The sequence below is a fragment of the Cellulomonas humilata genome (assembly GCF_013359775.1).
GTDB lineage: Bacteria > Actinomycetota > Actinomycetes > Actinomycetales > Cellulomonadaceae > Cellulomonas > Cellulomonas humilata.
Window position 1 is genome coordinate 67366 of sequence record NZ_JABMCI010000063.1, and the last position, 12715, is coordinate 80080.

Below are 12715 nucleotides of genomic sequence, written 5' to 3' on the forward strand. Positions count from 1 at the left end.
GGGGTGTGATGAGCGAAGACGTCCGCACGCCCGAGACCGGTGTCCCGGCTGCGCAGAGCGACTCCCCGTCGAGCCGCATGCGCTCCCGCCTCGGCCGGTTCGGCGCCCGCAGCGGTGCCGCGTTCCCGGCGATCGAGCCAGTGCTCCAGGCTGCGCGGACCAACCACCCGAAGGCCGACCTCGCGGTGGTGGAGCAGGCGTACGTGGTGGCCGAGAAGGCGCACCGCGGACAGCTGCGCAAGAGCGGCGACCCGTACATCACGCACCCGGTGGCGGTCGCGACCATCCTCGCGGAGCTGGGCATGACGCCCTCGACGCTGGCCGCGGCGCTGCTGCACGACACGGTCGAGGACACGGACTACTCGCTCGACCAGCTGCGCCGGGAGTTCGGTCCCGAGATCGCCATGCTGGTCGACGGGGTGACCAAGCTGGACAAGGTCACCTACGGCGACGCGGCGCAGGCCGAGACCGTCCGCAAGATGGTCGTGGCGATGTCGCGGGACATCCGCGTGCTCGTCATCAAGCTGGCCGACCGGCTGCACAACGCCCGGACCTGGAAGTTCGTCGCCGCGGCGTCGGCCGAGAAGAAGGCCCGCGAGACGCTCGAGATCTACGCCCCGCTGGCCCACCGGCTCGGCATGAACACGATCAAGTGGGAGCTCGAGGACCTGTCGTTCGCGACGCTCTACCCCAAGGTCTACGACGAGATCGTGCACCTGGTCGCCGAGCGCGCGCCGGCTCGCGAGGAGTACCTGGCGACCGTCCGGGAGCAGGTGGGCGCGGACCTCGGCAAGGCGAAGATCAAGGCGACCGTCAGCGGCCGGCCGAAGCACTACTACTCGATCTACCAGAAGATGATCGTGCGCGGCCGCGACTTCGCGGACATCTACGACCTCGTCGGGGTGCGCGTCCTGGTCGACTCGGTGCGGGACTGCTATGCGGCGCTCGGTGCGCTGCACGCGCGGTGGAACCCGGTCCCGGGCCGGTTCAAGGACTACATCGCGATGCCCAAGTTCAACCTGTACCAGTCGCTGCACACCACGGTGATCGGCCCGGGTGGCAAGCCGGTCGAGATCCAGATCCGCACGCACGACATGCACCGCCGGGCGGAGTACGGCGTCGCCGCGCACTGGAAGTACAAGGAGAGCGCGAAGAACGCCACCACGGGGGAGAAGGACGCCGCCGGCAACGACATGCAGTGGCTGCGGCAGCTGGTCGACTGGCAGAAGGAGACCGCGGACCCGAGCGAGTTCCTGGACTCCCTGCGGTTCGAGATCGCCGGGTCCGAGGTCTACGTGTTCACGCCCAAAGGCGACGTGATCGGCCTGCCCTCCGGCTCGACGCCCGTCGACTTCGCGTACGCGGTGCACACCGAGGTCGGGCACCGGACGATGGGTGCGCGCGTCAACGGTCGGCTCGTGCCGCTGGACTCGTCGCTCGAGAACGGCGACGTGGTCGACGTGTTCACGTCGAAGTCGGAGACCGCGGGGCCCTCGCGTGACTGGCTCGGCTTCGTCAAGAGCCCCCGTGCCCGCAACAAGATCCGCCAGTGGTTCTCCAAGGAGCGCCGCGAGGAGGCGATCGAGCACGGCAAGGACGCGATCGCCAAGGCGATGCGCAAGCAGAACCTGCCGATCCAGCGCCTGCTCTCGCACGAGTCCCTCGTGGCTCTGGCCAACGAGATGCGGTACGCCGACGTGTCGTCGCTCTACGCGGCGATCGGCGAGGGCCAGGTGTCCGCCGGCACGGTCGTGCAGCGGCTGGTCCAGTCGATGGGCGGGGAGCCTGCGGCGGAGGAAGATCTCGCCGAGGTGGCGCGTCCGGGCCAGACCCAGCGGCGCGTCCGGACGGGCGACCCCGGAGTCGTGGTCAAGGGTGTCGACGACATCTGGGTGAAGCTGGCCAAGTGCTGCACGCCGGTTCCGGGCGACGAGATCGTCGGGTTCGTGACGCGCGGCGCCGGCGTCAGCGTGCACCGATCGGACTGCATCAACGTCACCAGCCTGCGGAACGAGCCGGAGCGCATGGTGGACGTCGAGTGGAGCCACACGAGCTCCTCGATGTTCCTGGTGCAGATCCAGGTGGAGGCACTCGACCGCAGCAGGTTGCTGTCCGACGTGACGCGCGTGCTGTCCGACTCGCACGTCAACATCCTCTCGGCCTCCGTCTCCACGTCGCGCGACCGGGTGGCGCTCTCGCGGTTCGTGTTCGAGATGGCGGAGCCGTCCCACCTGGCGTCTGTGCTCGCCGCGGTACGCAAGGTCGAGGGCGTGTTCGACGTCTACCGGATCACCGGGGCGAAGGCCGCCGAGGAACCCGCCATCCGCGCCTGACTCACAGGCTCCTCAGCAGCGTGCGGGCCTGGCGCACCCCGCGCTGGCCGCCGAGCTCCACGAGCTGCGCGAGCGCGTGCTCGGGGTCGAAGCCGACCTCACTCAGCCCTCGCAGCAGGGACAGGGCCTCGTCGTGCGGCAGCAGTCGTGCGAGGTCGGCGCCGGTGCGCTGGACCGTGGTGACCCGGAGCGCGCCGACGCGGACCACGTCGTGCGTCGGCAGGATCGCCTCCGCAGCGACGCGCTCCGGGTGCGGGTCGGTCCGGCGCCCTCCGGTGCCCACCAGCACGTCGACGCGCACCGGTGGGTACCGCCCCGTGTGCACCCACGCGGCCGCGCGGCGCCCGACGACCCCGCGGGCGGGGACCAGCGGCGCCAGCGCGACCGCGCGCAGCACCGGCGTGTCCACGAGGTCCGCCGCGATGGCGACGTCGCCCCAGACATGCCGGACGACGCCGTCCCGCAGCAACCCGAACCAGGCGGCTGCTCCGACGTCGTCGCGACTGACCGTGCGGGGGAGGACCGGCGGCACCGCGCGGAACTCGTCGAGTCGGGTGCTCACTCGTGCAGCATGGCGCTGGTGGCGCGTCTCCGACCACGTCCCGGCGGATCTGTGGACGACCGAGGCCCCCACCCGGACGGGCAGGGGCCTCGGACGATCACGCGGCCGGCGTCAGCCGCGGGCGTCCTGCGCGGCGCGCTGCACCTGCTCGAGCCAGGCGCGCCGGGCGTCGAGGGCCGCCTGCGCGTCGGCGATCTTCCGGGCGTCGCCGGCTGCCTTCGCCCGGTCCAGATCGGACTCGAGCCCGGCGATCGCCTGCTCCAGCTGCGCCGCCGCCCCTTCGGCGCGCGCACGCGTCTCCGGGTTGGTGCGGCGCCACTGGGCCTGGTCGGTGTCGCGCACGACCGTCTCCACGGCCCGCAGACGACCCTCGATGCGCTGGACGTCGGCGCGCGGCACCTTGCCCGCGGCCTCCCAGCGGTCCTGGATCCGGTGCAGCGCCGACTTGGCCGCGGCGAGGTCCGTCACGGGCAGGAGCGCCTCGGCCTCGGCCAGCAGCGCCTCCTTGACCTCGAGGTTGGCGCGGAACTCCTCGTCGGTCGCGGCCGACTGGGCGTCCCGGGCGGCGAAGAACGCGTCCTGAGCCGCACGGAACCGGGCCCACAGGGCGTCGTCGTCGGCCCGGCTCGCCCGACCGGCGGCCTTCCACTGCGCCATCAGGTCGCGGAACACCCCGGCCGTCGCGCCCCAGTCCGTGCTGGACTGGAGCCGCTCGGCCTCCGCCACCAGGCTCTCCTTGACCTGCTTGGCGGAGGCGTTGCGCGTCTCCAGCTCGGCGAAGAAGTGGCGGCGTTCGCGGTCGAACGTGGTGCGGGCGTGGCTGAACCGCTTCCAGAGGGACTCCTCCGTGGGGCGGTCGAGACGCGGTCCGCTGCGCTGGGCTTCCTTCCACTGGTCCAGGAGGAGACGCAGCTGCTCGCCGGCGGGCCGCCACTGGATGCGGGACGGGTCCGTCGACGCGATCTTCTCGGCCTGCTCGACGATCTCGGTGCGGGCCACGACGGCTGCCTCGCGGGCCGCGGCACGCTCGGCCTCGGCGACCGCGCGACGCTCGGCCGCAGTCGCCCGCAGCGCCTCGAGGCGAGCACGCAGCCCGTCGAGGTCGCCGACCGCGGCAGGCTCGGCAACGTCGTCGGTGAGCTTGGCCAGCGTCTGGTCGATCTCCTTGACGGACAGGTCCGTCGCGGTCAGGCGCGCCTCGAAGAGCGTGACCTTGGCCTGGAGGTCCAGGAACCGACGCACGTAGAGCGCCAGGGCGTCCTCGGTGGTCGCGCCGGGGTACTGGCCGACGACGCGCTCGCCGGCGGCCTCGCGGACGGAGACGTTGCCCTCCTCGTCGACGCTGCCGAACGTGGCGGCGTGGGCGGCCTCGGCGGCGTCCTGCGGGGGTGCGACCGGCGCCGACGGCGCGGACGCGGCGACCGTCGGGGTCGGGTGCGTGGGCGGGTGGGGTACCGGGCGAGGGCGCGGGACCGGGCGTGCGCCGGGCATCGGGGCAGCAGCCGCAGGAACCGCGGTCTCCTCGACCGACGCCTCCTCGGTTGCCGACTCCACGGTCGGAGCCTCGTCGGTGGGCTCCGGTGCGGACTGGTCGGCGACCGGCTCTACCGCGGGCGCAGCCGCGTCCTCGGCGACCGGCTCCTCGGCGGCCGCGGGTGCGTCCGCGGCAGCCGGCTCGTCGAGGACCGGGGATGCGTCCTCGGAGACGGGCTCGTCGGTGGCCGCGGGTGCGTCGGCGGAGACGGGCTCGTCGGTGGCCGCGGGTGCGTCGACAGAGACGGGCTCGTCGGTGGCCGCGGGTGCGTCGACAGCCACCGGCTCGTCGGTGGCCGCAGGAGCGGGCTCGGCGACCGGATCCTCGGCGGCGGGCGTGGTCGCTTCGTCGACGAACTCGTCGGAGGTCGAGGGTGCCTCGTCGGAAGGAGCGTCCTCCGTGACCGGGTCGGGAGCCGTGGCGTCGACCTCGTCGGGCACCGAGGGTGCCACGGGCTGCTCGGCGTCGGGCGCCGGCTCGAGGTCGTCGGGGTCGGGTCCGGACGTCGGGGTCTGAGTCACTGGATGTTCACTCCCTCGATGATGACGTCGGACACCGGGACCTGGGTCCCTTCGACGGTGCCCGCGTCGGCGATGGCCTGCAGCACGTCCATCCCGGACGTGATGTGGCCGAACACGGTGTAGCCACCCGCACTGTCTGCGGGAATCGGTGAGTCCTCGTAGACCAGGAAGAACTGGCTGCCCATCGAGCTGCCGTCGTTGCCGGTCCGTGCCATGGCGATGGTGCCGGCGGGATAGTTGCCGTCGGCCGGCGCGTTCTCGATCGGGCCCCAGGAGTACCCCGGTCCGCCGGTGCCGCCCGTGGTGGTGTCGGCGGTGCCGAGCGCGGTCGGGTCGCCGCACTGGAGGACGAAGATGCCTTCCTCGGTGAGGCGGTGGCACGTGGTCGAGTCGAAGAAGCCCTCCTGCGCGAGGGTGACGAAGTTGGCGACCGCCTGCGGTGCGGCCGCGCCGTCGAGCTCGATGCCGAGGTCGCCCTGCGTCAGCGCGATGTCACCGGTCCAGGTGCGTCCCTCGGCGAGCGCGGGGTCGGGGACCTCGGCTGCGTTCGCCGCCGGTGTGGTGGCGGTCGGGGTGGGCGACGCTGCGGGATCGTCGTCGTTCGTGAGGACGAAGGCAGCGCCGACGCCGATGACGAGCACGAAGGCTGCGACGATGCTGCCGGCGATCACGCGGTTGCGATGGCGGCGGGCGCGCGCCTTGGCCTGACGCTCCTGCCACTTCTCGTACCGGCGGCGCTCGTACTCACGCTCGCTCTTCGTGGACACGCACACTCCTCGCGTCGTTGGCGGTGCGGCCGGACGTCCGACTGCCGCACTGCATGTAGGGAACCCGGGACAGTCTAGGCAAGCCTGCGCCACCGGCGACCAGCGGCGCCGCGGGGCGACATCACAGTCCGGACACGCCGAGCGGCTAGCGTGCCTCCCATGCAGGTCATCACGGTCGAGTCCGCGGTCTTCGGCGCCCGCAGCAGCGTGCTCGTGAGCGACGACGGGTCGTGCGTGGTGATCGACGCCGGCGCCGGCGTGACGGACTCCATCGTCGGCCTCGTCACCGACCGAGGGCTGCGAGCCGCGGCGGTCCTGGTCACCCACGGGCACGTCGACCACACGTGGGACGCGGGCCGCCTGTCGGATGCGCTCGACGTGCCGGTGATCATGCACGCCGCGGACGTCTACCGGCTGGCCGACCCGTTCGGCACGCTCGGTGTGCTGGGGTCCGTCGGCCTGCCGCCGCACGACCCGTCGGGCCCGCTGGCTCAGGCGATCGCCGCCTCCGGGATCGACCCGGCGGCCTACGCGGCCCCGCGGCGCGTCGAGCCGTTCGGTGGCGTGGGCGAGCCGCGCTCCGCGGACACGGTGCTCGACCTCGGTGGCATCCGGGTGGTCGCCCGGCACGCGCCGGGGCACACGGAGGGCTCGACCCTCTACCTCGTCGACTCCGTGGCGTTCACCGGGGACGTCCTGTTCGCCGGGTCGATCGGACGCACGGACCTGCCCGGCGGGGACGACGCGACGATGCAGCGGACCCTGCGCGAGGTCGTCGCGACCCTGCCGCCCGAGACGGTCGTCGTCCCCGGGCACGGCCCCACCAGCGACATCGCCACCGAGCTGGCCCGCAACCCGTACCTGGCGCGGCTCTGACGCCTGCGCCGGTCTGGAATGATCGGGCCCCATGGCGCGACCCACCCCCCTGTCCGGATTCCCCGAGTGGCTGCCCGACGGGCGCATCGTCGAGCAGCACGTCCTGGACGTCCTGCGCCGCACGTTCGAGCTGCACGGGTTCGTCGGCATCGAGACGCGCGCGGTCGAGCCCCTCGACCAGCTGCTGCGCAAGGGGGAGACCTCCAAGGAGGTCTACGTGCTGCGGCGACTCCAGGAGGAGGCCGGCGCCGAGCCGGACCGCGCCGGGACGCTCGGCCTGCACTTCGACCTGACGGTGCCGTTCGCGCGCTACGTGCTGGAGAACGCCGGCCACCTCGCCTTCCCGTTCCGCCGCTACCAGATCCAGAAGGTCTGGCGCGGCGAGCGGCCGCAGGACGGGCGGTTCCGGGAGTTCGTCCAGGCCGACATCGACGTCGTCGGCGCCGGGGCCCTGCCGTACCACTACGAGGTCGAGCTGCCGCTGGTGATGGCCGAGGCGCTCGGCGCGCTGCGGGCGATCGGGGTGCCGCCGGTCCGCATCCTGGTGAACAACCGCAAGGTCGCCGAAGGCTTCTACCGGGGGCTCGGGCTGACGGACGTCGAGTCCGTGCTGCGGAACATCGACAAGCTCGACAAGATCGGCGCCGACGCCGTGGCTGCGCTCCTGGTCGCGGAGGCGGGCGCCGACGAGACCCAGGCGCGCGCGTGCCTGGAGCTGGCCGCGATCAGCGGGTCCGACGAGTCCGTGATCGACCGCGTTCGGGCCCTGGCGGGGGAGTCGAACGACCTCCTCGACGAGGGCCTCGCGGAGCTGGGTGCACTGATCCGGGCGGCTGCCGTCCGCGCCCCGGGCGTCGTCGTCGCCGACCTGAAGATCGCCCGCGGGCTCGACTACTACACGGGGACCGTCTACGAGACGATCCTGGTCGGGCACGAGCAGCTCGGCTCGATCTGCTCGGGCGGCCGGTACGACACGCTCGCGTCGGACGGCGCGAACACGTACCCCGGCGTCGGCCTGTCCATCGGGGTGAGCCGGCTGGTGTCGCGCCTCCTGAGCGGCGGCCTGGTGACGGCCACGCGTTCCGTCCCCAGCGCCGTGCTGGTCGCCGTGTCGAACGAGGAGGCGCGCGACCGGTCGGACGCGGTGGCGACCGCGCTCCGGGCCCGGGGCATCCCCGTCGAGGTGGCGCCCTCGGCGGCGAAGTTCGGCAAGCAGATCCGGCACGCCGACCGCCGGGGCATCCCGTTCGTATGGTTCGTCGGCGAGGACCAGTCGGCCGACCAGGTCAAGGACATCCGTTCCGGCGAGCAGGTGGACGCCGATGCCGCGACGTGGACGCCCGACGACGCCGACCTGTGGCCGCGCGTCGTGCCTGCTTGACAGTCGTTCGAACAGGTGTTCGCATGGTGTCATGCGATGGGACGGGCAGAAGCTGGGGACCGACGACGCCGAGGCGTTGCCCGGTCTGACCCTGGCCGGGCTCCAGCGCAGCGTGCGGACGCCGGAGTTCGCGGGCGTCACCTTCCACGAGGTGATCTGCAAGAGCGCGCTGAACAAGGTGCCGGAGGCGTCGCAGATGCCGTTCCGCTGGACCGTGAACCCGACGAGGGGCTGCCTGCACGCCTGCGGCTACTGCTACGCCCGGTCCACCCACGAGTACCTCGACCTCGACGCCGGACGTGACTTCGAGACGCAGATCGTCGTCAAGACGAACGTCGTCGAGGTGCTGCGCGCCGAGCTGAGCCGGAAGAGCTGGACGCGGGAGCACGTGGCGCTCGGCACCAACACCGACCCGTACCAGCGCGTGGAGGGCCGGTACCGGTTCATGCCGGGGATCATCGAGGCCCTGGCGGAGTCCGGGACGCCGCTGTCGATCCTCACCAAGGGGACGCTCCTGCGCAGGGACCTGCCGCTGCTGGCGGAGGTGGCGCGGACCGTGCCCGTCGGGATCGGGGTGTCGTTGGCGATCGGTGACGAGACGCTCCAGCAGGCCGTCGAGCCCGGCACTCCGACGCCACGAGCGCGCCTGGACCTGATCCGGGCGATCCGTGCGGCCGGTCTGCCCTGCGGAGTGATGGTCGCCCCGGTGCTGCCGTGGCTCACCGACGACCGTGATCAGCTCGACGCCTTGCTGCGGGACCTGGCCGACGCGGGTGCCACGGGCGTCACGGTGCTCCCTCTGCACCTGCGCGGCCCGGTCAAGCCGCTGTTCCTCGCGTGGCTGGCCGAGCACGCGCCGGCGCTGGTCGACCGGTATCGGGACCTGTATGCCAAAGGCGCCTACGCCCCCCGCGAGTATGCGGCGTGGCTCGACGAGCGCGTGCGGCCGTTGTTGGCGCGGCACGGTTTCGGCGGTCCCGGCGGCGGGCACCGCATGCCGGGTGAGGGCTCGTACCCGACCGGCAGCATCGCCGACGGCGGGCTCCCGGTGCACGAGCCGACCGTCGCCGCGGCACAGCCGGTGCTGTTCTGACGACGGGCGCGGTGCGTCCGCCGCACCTACCGTGGCGCGGTGACGACATCGGATCCCCGCGCTGCCCGCCTCGTGTTCGACGGGCACATCGCCGGCTTCGGCACCACGGAGGGCACCCGGGTGGTCGTCGGGCGCTGGCTGCGCTCGCCGCTCGGCAGCTTCGTCGACGTGATGGTCGAGCGTGCGGACGGCACCCGGCTCCTGCTCGCTCCACGCGACGACGTCGCGGCGCTGGTGGCAGCCACCTACGAGTTCGACGCGGTGCACGTCGTGCCGGTCGACCTGCGTGCCGACGAGGGTCGACGCCGCTGGCGCCTGCGCGCCGGCCCGCTCACTGCGGACCTCACCGTGGGCGCGCGTACCGGCGTCGGGCACCTGCTCGCGCTGGTCCCGCGCCACCAGGCCCTCGCGCCCCTCGTCGCGACGGCGGTCGATCCCGTCGCCCGCGTCGTGCTCGACGGGGTGCGGACCCGGGGCACCGCGGGCCGGGGCCGACGCGAGTGGTACCTCGCGACCGACCAGCACGCGGTGACGTCGGTGCGGGCCCTGTGGGGGTCGCAGGACCTCGGCGCCGTGCGACCGGTCCGGCCGCCGGTCCGGTTCGGGTTCTCCTCCGTCCCGCCGACGCCCACCGTGACCCGCGTGCTGAGCACCATCGAAATGACGGCAGGCCCGTCGCGGCACGGGCACTAAGATCGTGCGGGCGTCCCGACGGGCGCTCCCACTCCCGACCCGAAGGACCTTCCGTGCTCCGCACCCACACCGCCGGCTCGCTGCGAGCCGAGCACATCGGCACCACCGTCACCCTCACGGGCTGGGTGGACCGGCGTCGCGATCACGGTGGGGTGGCGTTCGTGGACCTGCGGGACGCGTCGGGCATCGCCCAGGTGGTCATCCGTGACGAGGCGGTCGCGCACGGGCTTCGTGCAGAGTACGTCCTCCAGGTGACGGGCGAGGTGGGTCGTCGGCCCGCCGGCAACGAGAACCCGAACCTGGCCACCGGCGAGGTCGAGCTGGTCGCGGCGCAGGTCGTCGTGCTCAACGAGTCCGAGCCCCTGCCCTTCCAGGTGTCGTCGTCGCTCGACGAGACGATCGGCGAGGAAGCCCGCCTCAAGTACCGCTACCTCGACCTGCGCCGGCCGGCACCCGCCCGGGCCATGCGCCTGCGCGCCAAGGCGAACCAGGCCGCGCGCCGCGTGCTGGACGCCCAGGACTTCGTCGAGGTCGAGACGCCGACCCTGACGCGCTCCACCCCGGAGGGCGCCCGCGACTTCCTCGTGCCGGCGCGCCTCTCCCCGGGCTCCTGGTACGCGCTCCCGCAGTCCCCGCAGCTGTTCAAGCAGCTGCTCATGGTGGGCGGCCTCGAGCGGTACTACCAGATCGCCCGCTGCTACCGCGACGAGGACTTCCGCGCGGACCGTCAGCCGGAGTTCACGCAGCTGGACGTCGAGATGAGCTTCGTCGAGCAGGACGACGTCATCGCCCTCGGCGAGCAGATCCTGGTCGCGCTCTGGGACCTCATCGGCGTGACGGTGCCGACGCCGATCCCGCGCATCACGTTCGCCGACTCCATGGCGCGCTACGGCAACGACAAGCCGGACCTGCGCTTCGGGCTCGAGCTGGTCGAGCTGACCTCGTACTTCTCGGAGACCCCGTTCCGCGTGTTCCAGGCGCCCTACGTCGGCGCGGTCGTCCAGCCGGGCGGCGGCTCCACGCCGCGGCGCGGGTTCGACGCGTGGCAGGAGTGGGCGAAGCAGCGCGGCGCCAAGGGGCTGGCGTACGTCACGGTGGGCGAGGACGGCGAGCTCGGCGGCCCGGTGGCCAAGAACCTGTCCGAGTCCGAGCGCGCGGGACTCGTCGCCGCCGTCGGTGCGAGCCCCGGGGACGCGGTCTTCTTCGCTGCCGGCCCGGTCAACGACGCCCGCGCGCTGCTGGGCGCCGCGCGCCTGGAGATCGGTCGCCGCGGTGGCCTGATCGACGAGAACGAGTGGAAGTTCGTCTGGGTGGTCGACGCCCCGCTGTTCAAGCCGACCGGCGAGGACGACGACGTCGCGGTCGGCGGTGGCGCCTGGACCGCGGTGCACCACGCGTTCACGTCCCCGACGCCGGAGTGGATCGACACGTTCGAGAAGGACCCCGGCGCCGCGCTGGCGTACGCGTACGACATCGTCTGCAACGGCAACGAGATCGGCGGCGGGTCGATCCGTATCCACCGCAAGGACGTGCAGGAGCGGGTGTTCGACGTCATGGGCATCGGTCCCGCCGAGGCGCAGGAGAAGTTCGGCTTCCTGCTCACCGCGTTCCAGTTCGGCGCGCCGCCGCACGGCGGGATCGCGTTCGGCTGGGACCGGATCCTGGCCCTGCTGACCGGCTCGGAGTCGATCCGCGACGTCATCGCGTTCCCGAAGTCGGGCGGCGGGTTCGACCCGCTGACGGCTGCGCCGGCGCCGATCACGCCGGAGCAGCGCCGAGAGGCCGGCGTCGACGCCAAGCCGAAGGTCGCGCCGCCGGTCTGATGACGGACATGCTCGAGCTGCTCCCGCCCCGGTGGCAGCAGGACAGGCTGATCATCGGCGACCGGACCCGCTGGGGTGCGGTCGAGGTGGTGGGGGACGACGACGGGATCCTGTTCGTGCTCGGCGGCCCGGAGCGCGCCACCCTGCTCGGCCGCGGCGACCCCGCCACGGTCGACCGCCTCGTCGCGGGGCTCGACGTCGGCCCGGCCCGCTGGATGAGCCTGCCGCGGGGGGCTCACCCGAGCGCTGCCGTGCTCGCCAGGCTCGAGCTGGTCCCGTTCTCGACGTGGGACTGGCTCTCCACGGACGTGGTCCCGCCGGTCGTGGCGGGGGAGTCCGCCGTGCGGCGGCTCGACCCGACGACCGACGCGGACCGGATCCGACAGTGCCTGAGCGCGGCCAGCCCCGACTCGACGGCCGACCCCACCCGGCCCGGCGAGGTCGGATGGTGGGGGGTCGAGGTCGACGGCGTGCTCGGCGGGGTCGTCGGTGCGTCGGAGCGCGGCGCGACCGGGGCCGCCCCCTCCTGGCACGTGCACGGTCTCGGGGTCCTGCCCCGCCTGCGCGGCACCGGGCTGGGGACCGCACTGACCGCGGTCGCGACGCGTGCCGGGCTGGCTGCCGGGGCGCCGTGGGTGTCGCTGGGCATGTACGCGCAGAACGACGGCGCCCGCCGGATCTACCACCGGCTCGGCTACCGCACCGACGTCGAGCTCACGTCGTTCTCGCCCGCCGGGGCCAGCCGACCGCCCGGTTGAGTCACCACCGACGGGGTGGTGGCTCCGCGCTCCCGGAGAGCGTGCTGTGCCTCCCGGCAGGGGCGTCGAGCTCGGGCACCCCCATGATTGTGCCGGGCTGCGCGTCGTGGGCGAGGACGACCGGGCGGGCGCGGAACGACCGGCGCCACGTGAACCACAGGGCGACGCCCGCGAGGATCGAGTAGACCCCGAGCTGGAAGAACACGAAGGCCGCGCTCGCGTGGGTGGACGGGTCGTCGCTGAGGGCGCGCGAGATCAGCTCCGTCGCCAGGAGGGCGAACGGTACGGCCACGGTCGCGGTGAGCCATCGCGACCGCCGCAGCAGGTGCCGGTAGGCGACTCGGTCCGTGGGCGCGCTCCGGGGCATGGGTCCG

11 protein-coding genes are annotated in these 12715 nt (G+C 73.0%); 7 read left to right on the top strand and 4 right to left on the bottom strand.

Annotated features, from left to right (window positions below; translation table 11 throughout):
* The first annotated feature begins 8 nt into the window (after positions 1–8).
* Positions 9–2333, top strand: coding sequence for a RelA/SpoT family protein (locus HP550_RS10270; RefSeq protein ID WP_175347588.1), 2325 nt, complete (start codon positions 9–11; stop codon positions 2331–2333).
* 1 nt (position 2334) lies between these two features.
* On the opposite strand, the gene HP550_RS10275 is transcribed toward HP550_RS10270, so the two are convergent.
* From HP550_RS10275 to HP550_RS10285, 3 genes are all read right to left on the bottom strand, one after another.
* Positions 2335–2895: a hypothetical protein gene (locus tag HP550_RS10275; RefSeq protein WP_175347589.1), complete on the bottom strand. Its 561-nt coding sequence runs from the start codon at positions 2893–2895 to the stop codon at positions 2335–2337.
* A 111-nt stretch (positions 2896–3006) separates the two neighbouring features.
* Complete coding sequence (locus tag HP550_RS10280) at positions 3007–4950, bottom strand: DUF349 domain-containing protein (RefSeq protein WP_175347590.1); 1944 nt, start codon at positions 4948–4950, stop codon at positions 3007–3009.
* A complete protein-coding gene (locus HP550_RS10285; protein WP_175347591.1) occupies positions 4947–5717 on the bottom strand; it encodes a peptidylprolyl isomerase in 771 nt (256 codons plus the stop codon). The genes HP550_RS10280 and HP550_RS10285 overlap by 4 nt, the downstream gene beginning before the upstream one ends.
* Before the next feature lie 159 nt (positions 5718–5876).
* Between HP550_RS10285 and HP550_RS10290 the strand changes: the two genes are divergently transcribed.
* Genes HP550_RS10290 through HP550_RS10315 form a run of 6 tightly spaced genes read left to right on the top strand, consistent with a single transcriptional unit; the run spans position 5877 to position 12341 of the window.
* The gene (locus tag HP550_RS10290) at positions 5877–6593 is read left to right on the top strand and encodes an MBL fold metallo-hydrolase (protein ID WP_175347592.1); all 717 of its coding nucleotides are present in this window, start codon (positions 5877–5879) and stop codon (positions 6591–6593) included.
* 31 nt (positions 6594–6624) lie between these two features.
* Positions 6625–7974, top strand: a complete 1350-nt coding sequence (hisS, locus tag HP550_RS10295) for a histidine--tRNA ligase (RefSeq protein WP_175347593.1) — start codon at positions 6625–6627, stop codon at positions 7972–7974.
* A 31-nt stretch (positions 7975–8005) separates the two neighbouring features.
* Positions 8006–9067 carry an Rv2578c family radical SAM protein gene (locus HP550_RS10300; protein ID WP_175347594.1) on the top strand — a complete coding sequence of 354 codons (1062 nt, stop codon included), beginning with the start codon at positions 8006–8008 and terminating at the stop codon, positions 9065–9067.
* A gap of 39 nt (positions 9068–9106) precedes the next feature.
* Positions 9107–9760, top strand: a complete 654-nt coding sequence (locus tag HP550_RS10305; protein WP_175347595.1) for a hypothetical protein — start codon at positions 9107–9109, stop codon at positions 9758–9760.
* Between the two features lie 53 nt (positions 9761–9813).
* On the top strand, positions 9814–11583 hold the full coding sequence (aspS, locus tag HP550_RS10310) for an aspartate--tRNA ligase (RefSeq protein ID WP_175347596.1): 1770 nt from the start codon (positions 9814–9816) through the stop codon (positions 11581–11583).
* On the top strand, positions 11583–12341 hold the full coding sequence (locus tag HP550_RS10315; RefSeq protein ID WP_175347597.1) for a GNAT family N-acetyltransferase: 759 nt from the start codon (positions 11583–11585) through the stop codon (positions 12339–12341). Before aspS ends, HP550_RS10315 begins: the two co-directional genes overlap by 1 nt.
* Before the next feature lies 1 nt (position 12342).
* On the opposite strand, the gene HP550_RS10320 is transcribed toward HP550_RS10315, so the two are convergent.
* On the bottom strand, positions 12343–12708 hold the full coding sequence (locus HP550_RS10320) for a hypothetical protein (RefSeq protein ID WP_175347598.1): 366 nt from the start codon (positions 12706–12708) through the stop codon (positions 12343–12345).
* Between the last annotated feature and the right edge of the window lie 7 nt (positions 12709–12715).